The sequence below is a fragment of the Streptomyces sp. PH9007 genome (assembly GCF_059813725.1).
The window spans coordinates 1,795,487-1,817,216 of sequence record NZ_CM187440.1 but is presented as its reverse complement, the minus strand read 5'-3'; the positions used below and the strand labels follow the sequence as shown (position 1 = coordinate 1,817,216).

The following is a 21,730-nucleotide window of genomic DNA, read 5'->3' as shown; positions in this document are numbered from 1 at the left end:
TTCCCACCTCACGTTGAGGGTGCGAGATGAAGAAGACCGCGGTGCCTACTCGCACATGGTTGCCGGCCTGCGTCGTGACGTCGGCGCGGTACCGGTGATCAGCCGGGGACTTCGGCGCTGGTGGTGGTTGCTCGGAACAGCTCGCGTGCCCGCTCGCAGAACTGCTCGACCTCCGTGATGTCCGGCTCGGCACCGCTCGCCAGCATCCTGGCCTGGAGCTGTTCGGAGCGCAGCCCGCCGTAGCGGGCTCGCACCTCAGCGGTCACCGGCTGGACCGCGATGTGCAGGTGCTTGCGTGCGTCACGGCCGTGCGACCACATGCAGACATAGGTCTGCTCCGGCCGGCACAGAGTCTCCACGACACGAGCGGTATCGCGCAACAAGGGGCCGAGCACCGCCGCCGCGGTGTCGTCGAGGTCCGCGATGGCCACGACGTGATCCCGCGGGCTGACGATCAAGGTTCCGAGATTCATCGGACCGACGACGTGGTTCACGACCCAACCGGCTGTCTCGTGCAGGACACCCCCGGGCAACTCCCGGCGCCCGGCCAGAAGGTCACACCCAAGACACCCTGTGACATCCACGCGCGGCAGTTTACGCAGAATCCGCAGCGATGAAGCCGACAGCCACCATGACAGCTGACGGCATTCCTCCGGCCCTGCCGGCCCGGCGCCCATCGGTGACGCACCGTCAGAAATTGTGCGGCAGCCACGGCGCCACCGGTGAGGTGAACGCCGTGGACGCCGCCGTCAGGGCGCCCGGGCGCAGTTCCTGGACCCGGCCAGCGCCCGCGAGCGCGGTCAGGGAGATGCCGCCCAGGTAGGCCGCGCCCAACTCGTTGGCCGACAGGGCCAGATCCGGGGCGTCGGCCGTCCGCGCGCACACCGCGCCGTCCGGGCCGCCGGACAGCCGCCAGCGGCCCTCGTTCCACGGGCAGAAGGAGTCCGTGATCTCCAGCACCACGTCCACCTCGGTCGCGTACCGGCGCGCGGCGAGCGCCGCGCCCGCCTCCACCGGCCGCAGATGCATCCCGTCCCGCGTCCGCAGTGCGCAGCGCCGCACGTCCGACAGCAGGTGCAGCAGCGGGTCGTCCACCGGCCGGTTCGCCAGCCGCACCGACGACATCAGGTCGATCTCCATGAGGTAGCGCAGCAGCGCCGCGTACCCCGCCGGGTCCACCGCCTCCAGGTCCTGGACGATGACCGTGCCGTCGGGTCCGCTCTCCTGCCACGACGGTGCGGTGACATAGCGGACGTAGCCCAGCAGTTCGCCGGCGCGCTCCGCCAGCACGCACAACTGGTCCGAGGCCCCAGCCCGGTGGTGCGCGGGTACGTGCAGCGGGAACCGTCCCCACCGGGGCGGGCGGGCCGGTCGCCCCGGCCGCAGCGGCAGTTGGCGTGCGTACAGCGCCTCGCACTCGGCGAGCACATCCGCCGGTTCCGCCACCCGGATCTGCACATCATCGATGCCGGGCGGCGGCGAAAGCCGCACATCACGCGTCTCGATCTCGGCCGAGAGCTGCCAGGTCGCGGTACCGTAACCGAAGCGGCCGTAGATTGAGGGTTCCGAGGCCGTCAGTACCGCCAGGGGTTCCCCGGCGGCCCGCACATCGTCCAGTTGCTGCCGCATCATCCGCCGCAGAATCCCGCGCCGCCGATAGGTCGGTGCCACTCCCACCATCGTCAGCCCACCGGCCGGCACCACATCGCCGCCCGGTACCGAAAGGCCAAACGAGAAGGTGCTCGCCGTTGCCACGACACGGTCGCCGTCCCATACCGCGATCGACCGTTCCACCTCGGTCAGTGACCGCCACAGCTCCGTTTCTTCGTCGGAGCCGACCGCTCCGCCGAACGCCCAGTTCAGGGTGCGGTACCAGACGTCCCACTCATCCTCGGCCAGAACGCGCAGCTCAATTGTCATACCTCCATCCCTATCAGCCCCCTTCCGTACGGGGCGACGGTATTTCCGCCGCTCCGGCGTCCCGCACGCAGGTACGGGAGCGTGGGAGGTTCGACGCACCCCCGAATGGGTGGATAAGGTCCTAGGACATGGCACGCGGTAGCGACAATCCACCCCCGACGACCTGGAAACACCGGGTCCACAAGGCGTATCACCGCCTGCGCACGACCCTCCGCCGCGCCGCCGTCGACTCCTTCCGGGGCGGCGGTTCGGACTCCGGCGCACTCACCGTGCTGCTGTGCTCGGTGCCGCTGCTCGCCGCCGGGACGCTCATCAGCTCCGAGTGGTGCCCGCCCGAGGCGCTCGCCCTCCCGCTGGTCGCCGGTGGTCTGCTGCTGCGCCCCGCCAGCCTGCTCGGCCTGTACGGAGTGGCCGCCACCGCGCTGGTCGCCGAGACCGCCCTCATAGACAACAGCCGCGCCAACATCGACCCGGTCACACCCGGCACCATCCTGGTGGTCGCCGCCGTGGCCCTGGCCGGCCTGCTCATCGCGCAGTTCCGCAGCCGCGTCGGCGTGCCCTGGCGGCGCGGCGGCACCATGCTCTTCGACCTGCGCGAACGCATCAAGACCCAGAGCACGCTGCCCAAGCTGCCGCCCGGCTGGTACGCCAACATGTCGCTGCGTCCGGCCGGCGGCCAGTCCTTCTCCGGCGATTTCGTGGTCGCCGCCCGCACCGGGCCCACCGGGCGCACCCTGGAGGCGGTGCTCACGGACGTCTCCGGCAAGGGCATGGACGCGGCCTCCCGCTCGCTGCTGCTGTCCGGCGCGTTCGGCGGGCTGCTGGGCTCGCTCCCGCCGCACTCCTTCCTGCCCGCCGCCAACGGCTATCTGCTGCGGCAGGACTGGGACGAGGGCTTCGCCACCTCCATCCATCTCGTGCTCGACCTGGACACCGGCGACTACGAACTGCTCTCCGCGGGCCACGTTCCCGGTCTCCAGCTGAACGCCGGCACCGGCCGCTGGTCGGAGGTCGCCGCCGAGGGGCCGCTGCTCGGGGTGTACGACGGCGCCGAGTTCCACCCGGCCAAGGGCACCCTGCGCCGCGGCGACGTCCTCATGCTGTTCACCGACGGCCTCGTGGAGCGTCCGGCCCGGGATCTGTCCGAGGGCATCGACCGGCTCACCGGCGAGGCCGACCGCTACGTGCCGATGGGCTTCCGGGGCGCGGCCTGGCATCTGATCGAGGCGGTCGCCAAGGACGTCAACGACGACCGGGCCCTGCTGCTCATCACCAGAGAGTAATCGCACGATCACTCGCGCAGGTGATCATGGCGGCCTGCGGTACGAGGGGCGACAGGCCGCCCCCACCAGCACGACGCGGGCCGTGGCACCCCGTCCGCCGTGCGCCGAACGGCGGCGGGCCGGGAGCGCCGGGCGGATGCGAAGCGCCGGACGCTGATCTTGGCTCGACGTCATGAGCACCGAACGACCCATGTCCGCAGGCCCCGCCGCGCCCGCCGTCCTCGCCACGCTCACCGGCCCCCGTACGCTGCGCCGCGCTCTGGCCGGCAGCCTGCTGGGCGCGCTGGTGATAGCGGGACCGTGGTCCGTCCCGGCGGCGGCCACCGGCGCCGCACCGGCACCGTCGCCGGAACAGGCCGTCGTGCAGGCCGGGGCGTACGGTCCGGCGGCCTTCGGCGCGGCGTCCGGGCCGCCGTCGCGGGCCAGCCAGCGGGCCGCCGCGCTCCCCGGGCCGCCGCAGGACCAGCCGCCGGTGCTCGCGGACCTCGCCGTCCTGGGCGAGAGCTGGCTGACCGCCGTCTCCGCCTCGCTGGCCGGGGCTGTGAGCACGGAGCTGTGGACCATGCCCGTCACCGGCTTCCCGATCAGCGCCGGCTACGGCATCCCCGGCGGCTGGGCGGCCGGCCGCCACACCGGCACCGATTTCGCCGTCCCGACCGGTACCCCGGTGAGCGCGGTGGGCCCCGGCACCGTCGTCTTCGCCGGTGACTGGGGCGACTACGGCAAGGCCGTGCTGATCGAGATGGCCGACCAGCACTACACCCTGTACGCGCATCTCTCGGAGATCCACGTCCAGGAGGGCCAGCGCGTCAACGGCGGGGTACGCGCCGGGCTGTCCGGCAACACCGGCCGAAGCACCGGTCCGCACCTGCACTTCGAGGTGCGCACCAGCCGCGCGTACGGCAGCGATGTGGATCCGCTCGCCTATCTCGCCGGGCACGGCGTGGCCACGGGCTGACCGCTCGAAACTCACTTCTTCCCCACGCAACCGGAACGTACGCTCGAACGTCGTACCGAGCGTCGTTCCGGTTGCGCCCGTGTCGCAAGAGGCGTTCGGGGCAACGGGGTTACGAAGGAGAGTCTCGGAATGAAGTTCGACATGGGGGCCGACACACTCACCACCCTCGGGGGACAGACGATCACCAGCGGGGACGACCTCTCCGGTCTCGTCACCCGGCTGGTGGACTCGATCCAGCCCCTGGAGGGCAAGTTCAACGGACGCGGCCGCGAGGCGTTCCAGTACTTCAAGGAGCACGCCGACGAGATCGCCGTCGCGCTGCGCATCTCGCTGGGCCAGATCCAGGAGGGGCAGTCCGGCATGGAGACCGCCTTCGCTTCCGGGGATCAGGAGCAGGAGGACAACGCGCGCCAGTCGCAGAGCGCCATGAACTTCGACGCCGCGAAGTTCTGAGGCCCGGAGCATCCACACACCATCAGGCGTCGCGCGTCCGCACGCGCCGACGCGGCAACACAGCACGGACCACAGGGGAGAGGACACACAGCGATGAGTGGATTTCTGGACCGGCGCAGCTACGACTCGGCCGCCTCGGCGGAGGCCGAACTGAACATCAGCACCATCGTGGGGCTGCTGGAGACGCTCACCACGGACCGCACCGGCTCCGTCAACCAGGCGATGTCCAACTTCCAGGCGGACGGGGTCTCCGAGGAGTACCACGGCCTGGAGATCGACTGGGAGCAGGTCTCCGTCAACGTACGGATCATCGTCGACGAACTGCGCCGGGTGCTGGAGGAGAACGACAGCATCGCCCAGTCCACCGGCCAGCGCGCCGCGGCGGCCGTCGCCGCGATCCGCCGCTGACCGGGGCGGCACACCACACCATGAGCACATGGGACATCGACATCGGCGAGGTCGCCCGCATCCAGGAACTGGCCACGCCCATCGCCGAGGACCTCGCGGAGCACGCGTCGGATCTGGGCGAGAGCCTGGGCACGGCCATCCCGAACTCCGGGGCCCTGGCCTGGGACGGCGATGACGGCGGGCCGGGGCTGGTCGGCGCGGCACTGACCGCGTTCGTCCAGCACGCCGCCGACCGGCTGGAGTCCGTGGCCGCACGCCACGGACGGTCCTGGCAGGGGGCGGCCGGCGCCACCAGCGCGTACGCCGCCGGCGACCTGGACATGGCGGCGGCGGCCCAGCGGGCCGGGACGCTCGGCATCGACTTCGACAGCACGCCCTTCGAGAAACCAGGGCGACGGTGAGCGGCCCGGCGGGAAAGGAGGACACGCCATGGCCACACTGAACGTGCTGAAGATCCCCCGGTTCACCGGCAATCTGGAGGGTCTGACCGACGACTACCTGTCCATCACCGCGCTGGCCGGGTCGATCAGCACCACGGCCAAGTCGCTGCACGACAACTTCCAGCTGCTGCGCGCGTACTACCAGGCGCCCGAGGGGGAGGACCTCTTCCTCAGCACGCTGGAGGTGACCACCGAGGGCGACGAGTTCAAGGAGGAACTGGGCGAGGTCAGCAACGCCCTGTCCGAGTACGTGTGTTCGGTGCAGGGCGTGGTGGCGCGGCTGGCGAGCGTACGCGAGCGCGCCGCCCCGTTCCTGGTCTGCTCGGTGGACGACGACACGAGCGGGGAGCAGGAGCTCAAGGACGAACTGGTCCGCGAGATCAACTCCATCGTCTCCGAGTTCCAGCGCGCGGAGATGGCGGCCTACAACCGCATCGCCGTGCTGTACGGCGGTCCGATGGCCATCCCGTACGGCGCGGACAAGGCGCTCATCCCCGCCGGACACCAGGGGCAGCCCTTCGAGTACGGGCTGAGCGCCGACCAGCTCAACGCGATGGAGGACGTGCCCTGGGGCACCCCGAGCGAGCCCAGCCGGGCCTGGTACGAGCATGCCGGGAGCTTCTTCTCCGGCTTCTTCTACACCGGGCTGTGGGGCACGGTCGACAGCTTCTTCACCCTCATCCCCCTCAACCCGCTGATCGGGCGCGCCGAATGGAGCGACACGGGGGCGGCGTGGAAGCAACTGGGCCTGGTGGGTGTGGGCGCGGCGACGTACATCCCGCCGTTCGGCTTCCTGCCGGACGACTGGATCGCCCCGCTGGGGCAGGACGGCCGGCAGGCGTTCCGCAACTTCGGCAAGGAGTTCCTGGCCTGGGACACCTGGAGCGATGACCCGGGCCGGGCGGTGGGCGTCGTGCTGTTCAACGGCGTCACCATCGGCTCCGGCACCCTGCTCAAGATGGGCAAGGGCGGCACGACCGTCTCCGGCGCCTCCAAGGGCGCCCGTGGCGCGCTGACCGCGCTCGGCACCATCGGCAAGTACTCCGACCCGATGCTGTACGTCGGCAAGGGCATGACCGGGGCCACCAACCTGGGCGGCAACCTGGCCAGGCTCGGTGAACTCAACGCCGGCTCCCGGATGCTGCCGGACGGCTCGATCCGGCTGCACGACGGCACCACCCACCGGATCGACGGCACCGTGGAGCACGCCAACGGCACCACCGTCCTGCCGGACAACACCATCCGGATGCCCCAGGGTTCCGGCCCGATCCAGGAGATCAAGCCGGACGGCACGATGAGGATCGACGGCACCGAGATACGGCCCGACCCGCCGCTCTCCGCCGCCGAACTCGACCGGCTCTTCAGCAGCCCGCGGGAATTCCGCGACCGTTACCCGACCATGTCGCCCACCGAGGTGGAACGCGCCCTGGGCACGGCCGCGGACAACCTCGGCAAGGTTCCCTGGGGCCAGATCAACGATTCCAAGTACAAGGCGGACGCCCCGGCCCCCGAGCCGGAACCGGCGCTGCCCCGATAAGGAGAGAAGGGACGCACGGCCGGTTTCCGGGCTCCGGCCCGGGAACCGGCCGGCCGGCGCTTCCATGACCGATCTCACCAACGGGCCACCACCGCCACCCGAACCCGAACCCGAACCGCGACCGACACCGCCCGCACCGCTGCCCGGCGCCGTCCGTGCCCTGCGGGTCCTGCTCTGGACCCAGACCGGCTACGCGGCACTGGCCATCCTGCTGCTGACGTCCCAGGTCCGCCCCGTGGACGGCGCCCTCACGCTCTCGCTGGCCCTGCTCGCGCTCTCCGGGCTCATGGCAGGCCTGCTGGCGGCCGGCCCGGTGGTCCTCGGTGGCCCCTGGACGCGCTGGGCCCTCGTCGCGTCCGCGCTGCTCGGCCTGGCGGCCGCACTCGCGGGCCTCACCCACGAACAGGCCGTCCCGCAACACGGGATCATCCCCACCCTGGTCAGCTCCGCGCTGCTGTTGCTGCCCTGGGCGCCGACCGCCGAGAGCTGGTACGGGCGTGGCGACCCGGATCGCGAGCCCCAGAGCCCACCGGCCGCCGACCCGCGCTGGGTGGAATGGCAGGCCCGGCGCGCCGGTGTCTGCGCCTCCTGCGAGGCGGGCCCCGTCGCGGACCGCCGGCTGCACGCGGTCAAGGGATTCCTGCTGTTCCACGCCACCACGCGCAGCCCGGCCCCACTGTGCCGCGACTGCGGGCTGGCGCACTACCGCCGCCACACGCTGCGCACCCTGGGACAGGGCTGGTGGGGGTTCATCTCCTTCCCGCTCACCGTCGCCGCCCTCGTACGGAATCTCGCCGCCTACCTCACCTACAGGCGGCTGCCCGCACCGCCCCCGCACCCCGAACGGGACGGGCCGCCGCGCGGCGCCGGGCTGGCGGCGGCCGGGTCCGTGCTGCTGACCGTCGTGATGGTGACCGCTCTCGCCGCAGGCATCCGGTACGGCGTCGCCGAGGCCGACCGGCAGCGCGACCAGCCACCCGCCCCCACCGCCCCGCCCGGCCCCGGCACCACCGTGCCCGGCCCCGGCACCACCGTGCCCGGCCCCGGCACCGACCTCGACGACAACCTCGGCCGGCTGGACGACCTCTACGGCGCGGGAGAGGGCTGACCATGGCCAAGGACTACGACAGCCAACTGCTGGAATCCGTCACCGTACGCCGCCGCCGGCTGCGGGACGCCCTGCTGTTCGGGCCCGGCCGGCTGCGGCGCGAAGCCGAGGAGAACACCAAGGTGCTGCTGGGCAGCATCGTCATCGCCGCCCTGCTGTGCGCCGGATGCGTCGGCTGGGCCTACATCTCGGACGTGATCGCGGACGGCGGCTTCGGCCGCTCCCACCGCGGCGCCGCCGTGGAGGAACCCGCCCCATGAGCGTGGAGTTGCAGACCCGTGGCCCGGCCAACACCCGCCGCGTCACCCTCGTCGGCGAGTACCGCCGCGTCGACGTGGTGCTGTCCGCCGACGAACCCGTCGGCGTCCTGCTGCCCGAGATCCTGCGGCTGCTGGGTGACCGGCCCGGCCCGTACCCGCTGGCCCGGCGGCTCACCACCCCCAGCGGGCGGGTCCTCGCGCCGGAGAGCAGCCTGGCCTTCGCCGCCGTGCAGGACGGCACCGTCCTGCGGCTCATCAAGGAGACCGAGGCCCCCGTCGCACCGGTCGTGCACGACGTCACCGACGAGGTCGCCGACGACCTGCCGCCCCGCGCATGGCGATGGGGCGACCGCAGCCGTGTGTGGACCTCCACCGCCGCCCTCGCCGTACTGGTGCTCACCGCCGCTCTGCTCACCCAGCGGACGTACGGCGTCGAACCCGCCGCGCCCTACCTGGCCGGCGCCGCCCTGCTGGCGATGGCGCTCGGCGCCGTCGCCGCGCCGGCCCGCGCCGAGACCACCGGCGGGGCGCTGATCGGCACCGGCGCGGCGCTCGGCGTGCTGCTCGCCGGGCGGATGGGCGCCGCAGGACTGTGGCAGGAGGGTCAGGTGCTCGCCCTGTCCGCCGCCGTCGCCGCCGTGGCGCTGCTGCTGCTCGGCCTGGTCACCCCACTCGGCAGGGGCGGCTGGATCGGCGCGGCGGCGGTCGCCGCCACGGCCGGGATCTGGCTCGCCAACGGTGCGCTGATCGGCACCACCGACAGCACCGGCCAGGCGCGGCTCGGCGCGGTCATGATCGCCGTCACCGTCTGCGCGCTCGGACTGCTGCCCCGCCTCGCCCTGATGACCGCCGGACTGACCCGGCTGGACGACCAGCACGCGGCCGGCCGGCCCACCGCCCGCCGCGAGGTGACGGCGGCGATCACCGCCGCGCACCGCGGACTCGCCCTGACCACGGTGGTGATGGCGGCCTCGGCGGTGGCGGCCGGGTTCTCCGCGCTGCGGGTGTGGGGACCGTGGAGCGTGGCGCTGACCTGCGCGCTGATGGCCGTCCTGCTCTCCCGCTCGCGCGAGACGCCGCTCGCCGTCTCGGCCATCGCCCTCCAGACGGCGGCCGGCGTCCTGGCGCTGCGGCTGGCCTGGGAGTGGGACACCACCGGCCCGGCGGCGATCGTGGCGTTGCTCCTCGCGGCGCTGATCCCGCTCCTGGCGCTGTCCGTACGCCCCGCCGAACACGTACGGGTGCGCACCCGGCGTGCCGTCGCCGCCCTGGAATCCCTGGCGGTCCTGGCCACGCTCCCCCTGGTGGTGGGCGCCTTCGGCGTCTACGGGCAGCTGCTCAACACCTTCTGACCACCGTTGGACCCACGTCCGGCGCACGCGAACTCAAGCACGGAGGCCCCCCGGTGACGGGCGAGGACTGGCAACAGGAGATCCTGCGGCAGATACAGGAGGCCGAACGGTCCGCCCCGGCGGCGGACGCGGACGGCGCGGCGGCACCGGCCGAACGCGCCGAACCCGCCTGGCCTTCCGCACCCACGGCCGGTCCGGACGACGGAAGCGGCGACGAGCCCGGGCACGGACGGCACGAACCGCCTCCGCCGGCACCCCGCCCCGACCCACGGCTGACCGTGGCCAGACCCCTCGACGGCACCGCCCCGCCGGCCACCCGGTCCGGGACGGATGACCCGCGCCGTCCCGGACGGGGCCCCTCCGACGCCGCGCCCACGACGCCGGGCTCCCAGGCCGCGCCCGCCCGGGAACCGGACCGCGCCGGTACGGCGGTGCCGCCCGGGGCAGGACCACCGGCGACGCGCCCCGCCGCTGCCGCCTCGGGGGAGGCCGGGGGCCCGGTACCGGCCGTGCCGGCTGGTGGGCCCGGGCCATCGGCACGCCCCTCGGCTTCCGGCACCACGTCGTCCGTGACCGCCTCCCCGGGCCCGGGCCTTGCGGTACCCCCTGCCGCACCGGCCGGGTCTCCCGTCACGGCCGGGCAGGCGGGCGAGCCCGCTGCCCCGGCGCGTCCCGGCGCCGACGATCCGCGCCGCCCGGAGCCGGTCTCCTCCGACACCGGGTCCGGCCCGATGGGTGCGGCGCCGTCCGCACGCCCCGCCGCCGGAGTCGCGTCGCCCCCCGGGACGGCCCGCCCCGCCGCGGCCCCCCGACCGCAGGACCGGAACGTCCCCGGGCCGGCGATCCCGCACCGGCCGGGGGACGGCCCGCCCCGTACGGGGGCCGTGCCGGTGGCGGGGACGCCCACCGGCGCGCCGGCTTCACCCGCCGCCGGCCCCCCGGCCGCCTCGGCGTCCTGGCCCACAGCAGGGGACGGCGGCCATGACGGGACCGTCGAACTGCGCTCCGGCACCGCTTCCGCAGCCTGGTCGTCCGCCGTGGAGGGCACCCACGACGGCACCGTCCAGCTGCGCTCCGGTGGCATCGCCGCCGACTCCTTCGGGGGAACGCTCGAACTGCGCCACCACGGCGCCGTCGTGGCCGGGATGGTGGGACTCGCGCAGACGGCTGACCCCTCGCTCACCGTCGAGCTGCGCCGCACCGACCTGACGCACCCCGACGCGCCGGCCGTGGCAGCGGCCCCCGCACCGCCACGCGCGCCCGTACCGCCCCCGGGCCCCGCCGGGACCCACGAGCCCGTCTCGCCCGCCGCCCCGCTCAACAGCCCGCACCTCGTGCACCGCCCGGCCCGTACCACCCGCCCGCTCGCCGAGCCCGCCCCGCGCGGGATCGAGGCACCGCCCAACCTCCCCGACGGCGAGACCGGTTCGGCCGCCACCGCCGTGCTCCCCATGGCCGGCATCGCCGGCTCCGTGCTGATGATGACCCTGCTGCGCGGCAGCCAGTTCGCCGTCATCGGCGTCGCCGTCCTCACCATCTCCCTGCTCGGCGGCGCCGCCCTGTTCCTCTCGCAGCGCGGCCGGGCCCGCCGCACGCGCCGCACCCAGCGCCGCCGCTACCTCGAATACCTGGAGGCCCAGCGCGAGGAACTCGACCGCGAGGACACCGCCGACCGCGACACCGCCCGGCTGCTGCACCCGCCGCCCGACGCGCTGTACGACCTGGTCGCCGACTCCGCCCGGCTGTGGGAACGCCGCCGCACCGACGCCGACTTCCTCACGGTGCGGATCGGCTCCGGCGCCGTCCCGCGCCGCCTGCTCCGCATGGACCGCGACCAGTCCACCGCCGTCTCCCCGCCGGACCCCTTCATGGTCAACGAGGCGGCCGAACTGCGCCGCCGCTTCGCCCGTACCGCCGGGATGCCGCTCACCGCACCACTGGACCGGGCCGGACACGTCAGCGTCATCGGCCCGCGCGCCGACACCCTGCGCGTCATCCGCGCCCTGCTCGCCCAGGCTGCCGTCGCCCACGCCCCCGACGACCTCGGCATCGCCGTCGCCGCCCCGTCCCACCGGCTGCCCGAGTGGGAGTGGGCCAAGTGGCTGCCGCACACCGCCGACCCCGAGCAGTGGGACGCGGTCGCCCCCGCCCGCCGGGTGGCCACCGACCCCTCCGCGCTCGCCGCGATCCTCGGACCGCTGCTGCGCGCCCGCGCCACCCGCGCCTCCGAGAGCCGGCGCGGCCACGCCGCCCGCGACGCCGCGCAGCGCGCCGCCCGACTCCTCGTCGTCCTCGACACCGCGGACGGCCCGGCCTCCGAACTCCCGCTCCCGGACCGTACGGTGCCCCTGGCCGAACTCGGGCTCACCGTCCTGCACCTCGTCACCCGGCGGCTCGACGAGCCCGGCCAGGTCGGCGTGCGCATCACGGTGGACGGCGACACCGTCACCGTCGAGGACCTGCGCGACACCACCGATCCCACCGTCCTCACCGGCACCCCGGACACCTGCCCGCTCGCCTGGAGCGAGGGCCTCGCCCGGCTGCTGGCCCCGCTGCGGCTCTCCCTCGAACCCGGCGCCGCCGCCGACACCGACGGCGGCCAGCAGGGCTTCCCCGAACTCCTCGGCCTGACCACCCGGAACGGCCTGACCGCCGACTGGTCCCCGCGCGGCATCCGCGACTTCCTGCGCGTACCCATCGGCACCGACGACTCCGGCGAACCGGTGCTCCTGGACCTCAAGGAATCCGCCGAACTCGGCATGGGCCCCCACGGCCTGTGCGTCGGCGCCACCGGCTCCGGCAAGAGCGAACTGCTGCGCACCCTGGTCCTGGGCCTGGTCGCCACCCACCCGCCGCAGGACCTCGCGATGGTGCTGGTGGACTACAAGGGCGGCGCCACCTTCGCCCCGTTCGGCGCCCTCCCGCACGTCGCCGGGATCATCACCAACCTGGAGAACAAGGCAGGACTGGTCGAACGCGTCCACGCCAGCCTCGCCGGCGAGGTCAAACGCCGCCAGCAGGTCCTCAAGGACGCCGGCCACCTGCCCGGCATCGCCGAGTACGCCGCCGCCCGCGCCACCCGCCCCGACCTCGAACCCCTGCCCCACCTGTTCGTCGTCATCGACGAGTTCGGCGAACTCCTCACCGCCAAGCCCGACTTCATCGACCTCTTCCTGTCCATCGGGCGCATCGGCCGCTCCATCGGCGTCCACCTGCTGCTCGCCAGCCAGCGCATCGAGAGCGGCAAGCTGCGCGGCCTGGAGACCTACCTCTCCTACCGCCTGGGCCTGCGCACCTTCTCCGCCGACGAATCCCGCACCGTGCTCGACAGCAAGGACGCCTTCGAACTGCCGCCCGTCCCCGGCTTCGGCTACCTCAAGGTCGACACCAGCGTCTACCAGCGGTTCAAGGCCGCCTACGTCTCCGGGCGCCACCACGGCCCCACCCCGCCCCGCGAGGAGACCGCCACCACCGGCGACCGGCCCCTCGTCGCCCCGTTCCCCGCCCTCAACACCGCCCCGGAGCCCGCCCCCGGCACCGACCTCGCCACCACCGCACCCGCCCCGCGCACCCCGGGCAGCGGCGGCCCCACCCTCCTGTCCACCCTCGTCGACGGCATCAGCGACGCCGCCGAACCCGTCCGCCAGATCTGGCTGCCCCCGCTCCCCGAAGCCGTCCCCCTCGACCGGGTCGCCGCCCCCGCCGGCCAACTGCGCGTCCCCATCGGCGTGCTGGACGACCCCGCCACCCAGTGGCAGGGCCAGTGGATCCTGGACCTCACCCGGGCCGGCGGCCACGCCGCCGTCGTCGGCGGACCCCAGTCCGGCAAGACCACCCTGCTGCGCACGCTCATGCTCTCCCTCGCCGTCACCCACACCCCGTACGACGTGGCGCTGTACGGCATGGACCTGGTCGGCGGCGGACTGCGCGTCATGGACGGACTCCCGCACACCGGCGGCATCGCCCCGCGCACCGACCCCGAACGCGTCGCCCGCACCGTCGAGGAACTGCGCGGCATGCTCGCCGAACGCGAGGACCTCTTCCGCGCCCACGGCATCGACTCCCTCGAAGCGCTGCGCACCGCCCGCGCCGCGGGCCGCTTCCCGCAGCTCGGCTCCACCGAGATCGTCCTCGTCATCGACGGATTCGGCGCCCTGCGCGAGGAGTTCACCGACGTGGACGACAAGGTCGCCGACCTGCTGCGGCGCGGCGGCGGCTACGGCATCCACGTGGTGGCCGCCATGAGCCGCTGGAACGACGTGCGCATGAACCTCCAGTCCACCTTCGGCACCCGCGTCGAACTGCGGCACACCGACCCGCACGACAGCGCCATCGACCGCAAACTCATGGAGACTGTCGGCGACGACGAGCCCGGCCGCGCCCTCACCACCGACAAGCTCTTCGCCCACACGGCCCTGCCCCGCCTCGACGGCCTGGCCACCGCCGACGGGCTCCCCGAAGCGCTCGCCGCCGCCGTCGACCGCGTCCGCGCCGCACGCCCCGGCGAAGCGGTCCGGCGGATCCGGGTCCTGCCCGCCCGCCTCACCGCCGACCGGCTGCCCACCCCGGCCACCGAACCGCTCCGCGTCCCCTACGGCCTGGAGGAGACCGCCCTGGACCCCGCCCTGCTCGACCTCGCCGCCCGCGACCAGCACCTCCTCGTCCTCGGCGACAGCGAATGCGGCAAGACCAACCTCCTCACCCTCATCGCCCAGGGCCTGCTCGCCCGCCACACCCCCCAGGACCTGGTCTTCGCCGTCATGGACCCGCGCCGCGGGCTGCGCACCGCCATCCCCGAGGCGTACCGCGGCGGCTACGCCCACACCCCCGACCTCGCCCAGCGCCTGGCCACCGGCATCGCCGGCAAGCTCGCGGACCGGCTGCCCAAGGAGATCATCGACCCGGACGCGCCCGCCCCCGAGGGCTTCACCGGGCCACGCGTCGTCCTGCTCGTCGACGACTACGACATCCTCGCCACCGCCGGCCAGCGCCCCTTGGCCCCGCTGCTGCCGCTGATCCCCTCCGCACCCGACATCGGGCTGCACGTCGTCCTCACCCGCCGGGTGGCCGGCGCCTCGCGCGCCATGTACGAGCCGTTCGTGCAGGCACTCAAGGAGAACGGCGCCACCGCCCTGCTGATGACCGGCGACCGCATGGAGGGCCAGCTCTTCCCCGGCCTGTACCCGCGCGCCCAGCCGCCCGGGCGCGGCACCCTCGTACGGCGCGGCGAGCCGTACCGGCTGGTGCAGACGGCCCTGCACACCGGCCACCGCACCACCACCGACGCGACCGGCACGACACCAGAACGGCGGGACCGCCCATGACCACCGACGCGACAGCCCTCACCGAGCGCCGCCCCGACGACGACGCCCTGCGGTACGCCCTGTCCGCCGCCGGGCCCGGCCGGGCCCTGGACGCCACCGAGGGCGGCGGGCTGCTGCGGGTCCGCGACGCCGCCGGGCACCCGCTGCTCGCGATCGGGGCCCCCACCGAGATCGCCGTCCCCGGCGAGGCCCGGCGCCTGCTGGGCCCCGGCGCCCCCACCGGCCCGGTGTGGTGGACGGAGGTCCGCACCACGCTGCCCGGCGCCCGGGGCGCGGCGCTGGCCGGCCGCTTCACCGCCCGGCTCGCCGAACGCCTGGGCGGCACCGCCTGGCCCGACCCCACCCGCCACGACCCCGGCGGGCCAGCGGACACCGGCACGGCCCCCGTCCCGGCCGCCGCGCACCCCGCCATCGACGCGCTCACGGCCACCTCCGCCGTCCTCCTCCAGGACCGTCCCGTCGTCGGCGTATCCCCCTGGATCCAGGACGCCCTGCGCGCCGTGCACGAGACCGGACGCACGCTGTATCTCGTCACCCCCGAACACACCCGGCTGACCCTGCCGCTGTACGAACTGCTGCCGACCCAGCCGCTGCGCTGGGTGGTGCGGTACGGCGAGACGTTCTACGACGGGTTCACCGGCGCCGCCCTCACCTGGCGCGACGGCGGATACGCCGAGCGGACCGGCCCCGACGGGCATCCGGTGCTCGCCGCCGCCTGGCACGACTCGCGGCTGCCGTACCTGGACGACCCGCACGGCCCGGAGCTGATCTCCCGGCACAACGCGCTGGCCGGCAGCGCGGAGCGCCGGCTCACCTTCCACGTCCACACCCGGCACGCCGCCCGCGAGGACCTGGTGCTGGGCGGCGCGCTGGAGGCGGTGTGGCGGGCGGTCACCGGGGGTCCGCCGGCCGGCTGGGGCCCGGCCGAGCCCGCCGGGCGGCCCTGGTCACAGGAGGAGCTGACGGCGCTGGCGCGCGAGCGGGCCCCGGAGCCGAGCTATCTGCTGGTCACCGGCGGCGACGCCGCCGCCTCGGCCGCGCTGCGGATCGCCCGCACCACGGCGGGGGTGGAGGAGGAGGCCACGCTGACCTTCGGTTTCGCGTCGGCCGACGCCGTACCGCTGGACGCGCTGCGCGGGATCGCGGAGGAACTGGCTGCGCGGCACGGGCTGCGGACGCTGCGGGTCACCTGGCGGGCGACCGACGCCGCGCCCGCCTGCGCGCCGCTGTTCCCGGGGCTGCCGGCCCCGCTCGGCTTCGCGCTGGGCGCGGCTGAGCCCACCGCGCCGCGCGGCGGCGAGCCGCTGCCGGTCACCGCGCTCCCGCTGGGCCCGGCGGGCCGGGACGGCCAGTGGTATCCGTTCGGCGGGGGAGTGGAGCACTGGCAGGACTTCCGCGCGCTCATCGGCCGGCTCTCCCGTCCGATGACCGACTGGAGTGACGGGATGACCGGCTGAGCAGGCCCGACCCGGCCCCGCCCCGCCCTGCGCGGCCCGGCCCGGGAAGGGCAAAGGCGGAGGGGGACGGCCGCCCGGCCGTCCCCCTCCGCCCTCGTCTTCCGCGCGGACCGCTACTTGGCCGCCGGCACCCGTTCCGGCTTGGCCGCCGGATCGTCCTTCTTGAACGCCCAGTCCATGGGCGGCTCGACCACCCACCGGAACATCTTCTGCACCGGCGTGGTGCACAGCAGCGTGACCACGGCGGCGCCGATCAGGGTGATGGCCACGTACCCGGCCGGGGTCTGCACCCAGTCCAGGTCGTACCAGCCCCACCAGCGGGAGCCCTTGGCCAGGAAGCCGTGCAGCAGGTAGCCGTAGATGGAGCCGGCGCCCAGCGCCGTGAACCACAGGTGGCGCCGGGGCACGAACGCCAGGAAGCAGGCGGTCAGCACCAGGCCGCAGCCGAACAGCGCCAGCGACATGATCACGCCATAATCCCAGGTGAATCCGAGACCCTGGGCGCTGTGGCTGCGGTAGAACCAGTGGTAGTCCATCCGCGGCGCCACCCAGTACGCGAAGACCAGCGTGACCGGCGCGATCACCGCCGCCGCGATCCTGGACTCGCGCCGCACCAGCAGCGTGAAGTGCTCACGCCGCAGCAGCATCCCGAGCACGAAGAACGGCAGGAACTGCAACACCCGCATGATGTTGAAGTCGTTGCCCAGATCGGGGGAGACCGAGGCGATCGCCGCGATCGCCAGCGAGACCGGCAGCGGCCAGCGCAGCACCCGCCACAGCGGCGCGGAGAGCCGCCAGCAGAAGAGCGCGATCAGGAACCAGGTGAGGTAGTACGGGTCGAGCAGGCTGAACGGCTCCAGCAGCGGCTTGTCCGTGTTGTTCACCCAGCGGTCGAACAGGGTGTACCCGACGACGAAGATCAGGTACGGCAGCAGCACACCGGAGATCAATCGCCCTATCTGGGCAGGTTTGCCGGTGAAGCTGCGCGAGAAGTATCCGGCCAGCATGATGAAGGCCGGCATGTGAAAGGCGTACACGAACATGTACAGCGCGGTGGCGGCCCGGGAGTCGGGCATCAGCGGGGCCCAGACGTGCCCCATCGCCACCAGCACGATCGCCAGATACTTGGCGTTGTCGAAATAGGGATCGCGGGGCTTGCCCTTCGGTGGGCCGTCCGTGGCCTCCGGTGGGGGATCAGCCATCCGCGCCCGGGCAGCGGGCAGGGGGGCTCGTGGATTACGGACGCGCAACATTGACCGCACGATAGCGCCTCCGGGTCCGGGTTGTCCGGTAGGGGGGTGCGGTTCCGGACCGGCCGCGACACGTACGGACACCCAGGGTGAACGGAGCGAACAAGTCAACGCCCCGAACCTGTCGCTCATCAACCCCCATGTGCCACCCGGTTGATGGCACGATAGGTGCCCAGCGGGGGTAGGACAGCCGTGGTCAAGCTCCCGCTGGAGCGCAGGCGTACCGTCCGAAGGTGATGTGATCAGTCGTGGTTATCTCGTTCTCCCTGACGCTGCTGCTGGGTGTCGTGCTGTTCTTTCTCGCCCGCAGCGGCAACCTCAAGTGGGGACCGGCCATCGTGGCCATCCTCTTCGGCTTCTCACTCGCCTCCACCGGAGCCGCCGACCCGATACGGGACTTCCTGGAGTCGATCTCCAACTCCGTCAGCTCCGTGGACGATTCCATCAATTCGAGCGGTCCCTGAGCAACGCGGCGGCCCGGCCCCCGAAGGAGCCGGGCCGGGCCTCACGGAGCGGGCGACGGGAATCGAACCCGCGTAGCTGGTTTGGAAGACCAGGGCTCTACCATTGAGCTACGCCCGCGCGCCGGGGATACGGGCCACCCGGTCGTTCCGACCGCGGCGACGATCACCGTGCGGACAGCATCGTACCAGCGCCGCGCCGCCCGGAGGCGGGGGAGCCGGGGGGCGAGCGGACCTGTACGCTACGTGTCGCGTCATGAGCGACCACGGGGTGTGGCGCAGCTTGGTAGCGCGTCCGCTTTGGGAGCGGAAGGCCGTCGGTTCGAATCCGGCCACCCCGACCACGTACTATGAAGAGATCGTGCGCCTGTGGCGTGCCCGCAACCGGGTACCGGGTACCAGCGGCCAGACCGGCACCCATAAGCTCGGCCACGCAGCATCACAGCAGCACCGCATACCTCCCAGAAGTCAGCCCCAAGGAGACCGACCGTGAAGAGCGCCGTGGAGACCCTGAACCCCACCCGGGTTCGGCTCACTGTCGAGGTGCCCTTCGAGGAGCTCAAGCCCAGCCTCGACGCGGCGTACCGGAAGATCAACCAGCAGGTCACGGTGCCCGGATTCCGTAAGGGCAAGATCCCGGCCCGCATCATCGACCAGCGTTTCGGCCGTGGCGCCGTGCTGGAGGAGGCCGTCAACGACGCGCTGCCGAAGTTCTACAGCGAGGCCGTCTCCGAGGGTGAACTGAACCCGCTGGGTCAGCCCGAGGTGGACATCACCGAGCTGAAGGACAACGAGCTGCTCACGTTCACCGCCGAGGTGGACATCCGGCCCGAGATCACGATCCCCGACTACACGGGCATCGAGGTCACCGTCGAGGCCGCCGAGGTCACCGACGAGGACGTGGCCGAGGCCGTCGAGCAGCTGCGTGAGCGCTTCGCCTCGACCTCCGTCGTCGAGCGCGCCGCCGCCGAGGGCGATGTCCTCAAGCTCGACCTGGAGGCCAAGGTCGACGGCGAGGTGCTGGAGGACGGCGTCGCCGAGGGCCTGGACTACACCGTGGGCTCGGGCCAGCTGCTCGACGGCATCGACGAGGCCGTCACCGGCCTGGAGGCCGGCGGCACCGCCACCTTCAACAGCACCCTCAAGGGCGGCTCGGCCGCCGGCCAGGAGTCCGAGGTCACCGTCAAGGTGATCAGCGTCTCGGCCCGTGAGCTGCCCGAGGCGGACGACGAGTTCGCGCAGCTCGCCAGCGAGTTCGACACCTTCGAGGAGCTCCAGGCGGACAGCCGCCGCCGGCTCGCCGACCAGAAGAAGTACCAGCAGGCCACCGAGGCGCAGGAGAAGGTCCTCGACGCGCTGCTGGAGCTGGTCGAGGTCCCGATGCCCGAGAAGCTGCTCAAGGACGAGGTCGAGACCCGCAAGCACAACCTGGAGCACCACCAGCTGGGCCAGCTCGGCATGGACCTCGAGGCCTACCTGAAGATCCAGGACAAGACCGTCGAGGAGTTCGAGGACGAGCTGAAGGAGCAGGCCGAGAAGGGCATCCGCACCCAGTTCGTCCTGGACCAGATCGCCAAGTCGGAGAACCTCACCGTCAGCCAGGAGGAGCTCACCGAGCACCTGGTGCGCCGGGCGCAGTCCTCCGGCATGTCCCCCGACCAGTTCGCGCAGGCGGTCGTCGAGGGCGGCCAGGTGCCGATGCTGGTCGGCGAGGTCAGCCGCGGCAAGGCGCTGGCGACCGTCGTGGAGTCGGTGAAGGTGACCGACACCAATGGTGAGCCGGTCCACCTCGACGACGAGGACGAGGAGGGCGCCGAGGCGTCCGCCGAGACCGTCGAGGCCGCCGAGGAGACCACCGGGGCGGACCAGGGCGCGGACAAGGCCGAGAAGGCCGAGAACGCCTGATTCACCCTCCCGCGCGGGTCAGCGCGGAAGCGTCAAGGACGGGGCCGGATATGACAATGTCCGGCCCCGTCGCGCACCCCGGCCGCCCCACTCCGCGGGCACCCTGCGCTCACAGCGAACAGTTCCCTGGCCGGGACGGGTCCGGCGGCGCCGCGCGTTAGGGTCCGTAAGAAGTACAACGCTTAAGCCATGCGACGGCCTGGCGACAGTGCCGCCGTCCGACAACGAGCAGGTGGATACGTGACGCTCCCGATGCCTTCCGCCGCCGCTGAACCCTCCAACGGCGGTCTCGGCGACCAGGTCTACAACCGGCTGCTCAACGAGCGCATCATCTTCCTCGGCCAGCCGGTCGATGACGACATCGCCAACAAGATCACCGCGCAGCTGCTGCTGCTCGCCGCGGATCCCGACAAGGACATCTTCCTTTACATCAACAGCCCCGGCGGCTCGATCACGGCGGGCATGGCGATCTACGACACCATGCAGTACGTGAAGAACGACGTGGTGACCATCGCCATGGGCATGGCCGCCTCGATGGGTCAGTTCCTGCTGACCGCCGGTGCCCCCGGCAAGCGCTTCGCGCTGCCGAACGCGGAGATCCTGATCCACCAGCCGTCCGCGGGCCTGGCCGGCTCCGCCTCGGACATCAAGATCCACGCCGAGCAGCTGCTGCGCACCAAGCGCAAGATGGCGAAGCTCTCGGCCCTGCACTCGGGCCAGTCCGAGGAGCAGTGGGACCGCGACGCGGACCGCGACCGCTGGTTCAACGCCGAGGAGGCCCGCGACTACGGCCTGCTGGACCGGGTCATCACCAGCGCGGCCGACATCGAAGGCGGCGGCGGTACGGGCGCCTGAGCCGGTCTCTTACGCCCTCCCTCGAACGTTCAGGCAGGCCGGCTCAGCAGGCCCTTCCCAAGGCGGTAGACACCACATGACTTCATCCCAGCGGTTCCCCGGCTCCGGCCTCTACGACCGGCTCCCGGCCGAGTCCCGTTACATCGTTCCGCGCTTCGTGGAGCGCACCTCGCAGGGCGTGCGCGAGTACGACCCGTACGCGAAGCTCTTCGAGGAGCGGGTCATCTTCCTCGGCGTGCAGATCGACGACGCGTCGGCCAACGACGTCATGGCGCAGCTGCTGTGCCTGGAGTCGATGGACCCCGACCGGGACATCCAGATCTACATCAACAGCCCCGGTGGCTCCTTCACCGCGCTGACCGCCATCTACGACACGATGGACTTCGTCAAGCCGGAGATCCAGACCGTGTGCATGGGCCAGGCCGCCTCGGCCGCGGCCGTGCTGCTGGCGGCGGGCACCCCGGGCAAGCGGCTGGCGCTGCCCAACGCCCGGGTGCTGATCCACCAGCCGTACTCCGAGACCGGTCGCGGTCAGGTCTCCGACCTGGAGATCGCCGCCCGTGAGGTGCAGCGGATGCGTGACCAGCTGGAGGAGATGCTGGCCAAGCACTCCACCCGGCCGATCGAGCAGATCCGTGACGACATCGAGCGGGACAAGATCCTCACCGCCAAGGAGGCGGTGGACTACGGTCTCATCGACCAGATCGTCACCACCCGTTCCACCGTCGCGGTCTGAGCCGGCCGGGATCGGGCAGCAGT

Annotated in this window: 18 protein-coding genes and 2 tRNA genes; 16 read left to right on the top strand and 4 right to left on the bottom strand. The window is 72.8% G+C overall.

What is annotated here, in order from left to right; translation table 11 throughout:
* Positions 1 to 98: 98 nt before the first annotated feature.
* On the bottom strand, positions 99 to 494 hold the full coding sequence (locus tag ACTFAP_RS08155; RefSeq protein WP_495684027.1) for an HIT family protein: 396 nt from the start codon (positions 492 to 494) through the stop codon (positions 99 to 101).
* Between the two features lie 196 nt (positions 495 to 690).
* On the bottom strand, positions 691 to 1,920 hold the full coding sequence (locus ACTFAP_RS08150; RefSeq protein ID WP_500468614.1) for a GNAT family N-acetyltransferase: 1,230 nt from the start codon (positions 1,918 to 1,920) through the stop codon (positions 691 to 693).
* Between the two features lie 128 nt (positions 1,921 to 2,048).
* On the opposite strand from ACTFAP_RS08150, the gene ACTFAP_RS08145 reads away from it, so the two are divergent.
* The 11 genes from ACTFAP_RS08145 to ACTFAP_RS08095 all read left to right on the top strand — a co-directional run bounded on the left by ACTFAP_RS08145 (position 2,049) and on the right by ACTFAP_RS08095 (position 16,500).
* On the top strand, positions 2,049 to 3,203 hold the full coding sequence (locus ACTFAP_RS08145) for a PP2C family protein-serine/threonine phosphatase (protein ID WP_390116281.1): 1,155 nt from the start codon (positions 2,049 to 2,051) through the stop codon (positions 3,201 to 3,203).
* Positions 3,204 to 3,375: 172 nt separating this feature from the next.
* The gene (locus ACTFAP_RS08140) at positions 3,376 to 4,161 is read left to right on the top strand and encodes a M23 family metallopeptidase (protein WP_500468613.1); all 786 of its coding nucleotides are present in this window, start codon (positions 3,376 to 3,378) and stop codon (positions 4,159 to 4,161) included.
* 129 nt (positions 4,162 to 4,290) lie between these two features.
* A complete protein-coding gene (locus tag ACTFAP_RS08135; protein ID WP_030725551.1) occupies positions 4,291 to 4,614 on the top strand; it encodes a hypothetical protein in 324 nt (107 codons plus the stop codon).
* A 93-nt stretch (positions 4,615 to 4,707) separates the two neighbouring features.
* Complete coding sequence (locus ACTFAP_RS08130; RefSeq protein ID WP_030725553.1) at positions 4,708 to 5,022, top strand: pore-forming ESAT-6 family protein; 315 nt, start codon at positions 4,708 to 4,710, stop codon at positions 5,020 to 5,022.
* A gap of 20 nt (positions 5,023 to 5,042) precedes the next feature.
* A complete protein-coding gene (locus tag ACTFAP_RS08125; protein WP_495684024.1) occupies positions 5,043 to 5,423 on the top strand; it encodes a DUF6507 family protein in 381 nt (126 codons plus the stop codon).
* A gap of 28 nt (positions 5,424 to 5,451) precedes the next feature.
* Entirely contained in the window at positions 5,452 to 6,999 is a 1,548-nt protein-coding gene (locus ACTFAP_RS08120) for a hypothetical protein (RefSeq protein WP_495684023.1), read from the top strand.
* 64 nt (positions 7,000 to 7,063) lie between these two features.
* Positions 7,064 to 8,107 (top strand): hypothetical protein, encoded by a 1,044-nt coding sequence (locus ACTFAP_RS08115; RefSeq protein WP_500468612.1) that lies wholly within the window; start codon positions 7,064 to 7,066, stop codon positions 8,105 to 8,107.
* 2 nt (positions 8,108 to 8,109) lie between these two features.
* On the top strand, positions 8,110 to 8,367 hold the full coding sequence (locus tag ACTFAP_RS08110) for a hypothetical protein (protein ID WP_199811748.1): 258 nt from the start codon (positions 8,110 to 8,112) through the stop codon (positions 8,365 to 8,367).
* Entirely contained in the window at positions 8,364 to 9,719 is a 1,356-nt protein-coding gene (gene eccD / locus ACTFAP_RS08105; protein WP_500468611.1) for a type VII secretion integral membrane protein EccD, read from the top strand. Before ACTFAP_RS08110 ends, eccD begins: the two co-directional genes overlap by 4 nt.
* A gap of 53 nt (positions 9,720 to 9,772) precedes the next feature.
* Positions 9,773 to 15,043, top strand: a complete 5,271-nt coding sequence (eccCa, locus tag ACTFAP_RS08100) for a type VII secretion protein EccCa (protein ID WP_500468610.1) — start codon at positions 9,773 to 9,775, stop codon at positions 15,041 to 15,043.
* Entirely contained in the window at positions 15,040 to 16,500 is a 1,461-nt protein-coding gene (locus ACTFAP_RS08095) for a DUF6177 family protein (RefSeq protein WP_495684019.1), read from the top strand. The genes eccCa and ACTFAP_RS08095 overlap by 4 nt, the downstream gene beginning before the upstream one ends.
* Before the next feature lie 113 nt (positions 16,501 to 16,613).
* Here ACTFAP_RS08095 and ACTFAP_RS08090 read toward each other — a convergent pair whose 3' ends face one another.
* On the bottom strand, positions 16,614 to 17,702 hold the full coding sequence (locus ACTFAP_RS08090; protein WP_495684018.1) for an acyltransferase family protein: 1,089 nt from the start codon (positions 17,700 to 17,702) through the stop codon (positions 16,614 to 16,616).
* 296 nt (positions 17,703 to 17,998) lie between these two features.
* Between ACTFAP_RS08090 and ACTFAP_RS08085 the strand changes: the two genes are divergently transcribed.
* A complete protein-coding gene (locus ACTFAP_RS08085) occupies positions 17,999 to 18,214 on the top strand; it encodes a hypothetical protein (protein ID WP_030725579.1) in 216 nt (71 codons plus the stop codon).
* Positions 18,215 to 18,261: 47 nt separating this feature from the next.
* Here ACTFAP_RS08085 and ACTFAP_RS08080 read toward each other — a convergent pair.
* Positions 18,262 to 18,332 (bottom strand) — tRNA-Gly (locus ACTFAP_RS08080).
* A gap of 146 nt (positions 18,333 to 18,478) precedes the next feature.
* On the opposite strand from ACTFAP_RS08080, the gene ACTFAP_RS08075 reads away from it, so the two are divergent.
* From ACTFAP_RS08075 to ACTFAP_RS08060, 4 genes are all read left to right on the top strand, one after another.
* Positions 18,479 to 18,555 (top strand) — tRNA-Pro (locus ACTFAP_RS08075).
* Between the two features lie 145 nt (positions 18,556 to 18,700).
* The gene (gene tig / locus ACTFAP_RS08070) at positions 18,701 to 20,116 is read left to right on the top strand and encodes a trigger factor (protein WP_500468609.1); all 1,416 of its coding nucleotides are present in this window, start codon (positions 18,701 to 18,703) and stop codon (positions 20,114 to 20,116) included.
* Between the two features lie 252 nt (positions 20,117 to 20,368).
* A complete protein-coding gene (locus ACTFAP_RS08065) occupies positions 20,369 to 20,971 on the top strand; it encodes an ATP-dependent Clp protease proteolytic subunit (protein ID WP_030725585.1) in 603 nt (200 codons plus the stop codon).
* 76 nt (positions 20,972 to 21,047) lie between these two features.
* Entirely contained in the window at positions 21,048 to 21,707 is a 660-nt protein-coding gene (locus ACTFAP_RS08060; RefSeq protein WP_453857602.1) for an ATP-dependent Clp protease proteolytic subunit, read from the top strand.
* The last annotated feature ends 23 nt before the right edge of the window (positions 21,708 to 21,730 follow it).

Excerpts from the sequence above, each read along its gene's own strand:
- ACTFAP_RS08150 (WP_500468614.1), bottom strand. The coding sequence starts at position 1,920 with ATGACAATTGAGCTGCGCGTTCTGGCCGAGGATGAGTGGGACGTCTGG.
- ACTFAP_RS08135 (WP_030725551.1), top strand. The coding sequence starts at position 4,291 with ATGAAGTTCGACATGGGGGCCGACACACTCACCACCCTCGGGGGACAG.
- ACTFAP_RS08060 (WP_453857602.1), top strand. The coding sequence starts at position 21,048 with ATGACTTCATCCCAGCGGTTCCCCGGCTCCGGCCTCTACGACCGGCTC.
- ACTFAP_RS08065 (WP_030725585.1), top strand. The coding sequence starts at position 20,369 with ATGCCTTCCGCCGCCGCTGAACCCTCCAACGGCGGTCTCGGCGACCAG.
- ACTFAP_RS08090 (WP_495684018.1), bottom strand. The coding sequence starts at position 17,702 with ATGGCTGATCCCCCACCGGAGGCCACGGACGGCCCACCGAAGGGCAAG.
- ACTFAP_RS08125 (WP_495684024.1), top strand. The coding sequence starts at position 5,043 with ATGAGCACATGGGACATCGACATCGGCGAGGTCGCCCGCATCCAGGAA.
- ACTFAP_RS08120 (WP_495684023.1), top strand. The coding sequence starts at position 5,452 with ATGGCCACACTGAACGTGCTGAAGATCCCCCGGTTCACCGGCAATCTG.
- ACTFAP_RS08095 (WP_495684019.1), top strand. The coding sequence starts at position 15,040 with ATGACCACCGACGCGACAGCCCTCACCGAGCGCCGCCCCGACGACGAC.
- eccD (WP_500468611.1), top strand. The coding sequence starts at position 8,364 with ATGAGCGTGGAGTTGCAGACCCGTGGCCCGGCCAACACCCGCCGCGTC.
- ACTFAP_RS08115 (WP_500468612.1), top strand. The coding sequence starts at position 7,064 with ATGACCGATCTCACCAACGGGCCACCACCGCCACCCGAACCCGAACCC.
- ACTFAP_RS08140 (WP_500468613.1), top strand. The coding sequence starts at position 3,376 with ATGAGCACCGAACGACCCATGTCCGCAGGCCCCGCCGCGCCCGCCGTC.
- ACTFAP_RS08110 (WP_199811748.1), top strand. The coding sequence starts at position 8,110 with ATGGCCAAGGACTACGACAGCCAACTGCTGGAATCCGTCACCGTACGC.
- ACTFAP_RS08130 (WP_030725553.1), top strand. The coding sequence starts at position 4,708 with ATGAGTGGATTTCTGGACCGGCGCAGCTACGACTCGGCCGCCTCGGCG.
- ACTFAP_RS08145 (WP_390116281.1), top strand. The coding sequence starts at position 2,049 with ATGGCACGCGGTAGCGACAATCCACCCCCGACGACCTGGAAACACCGG.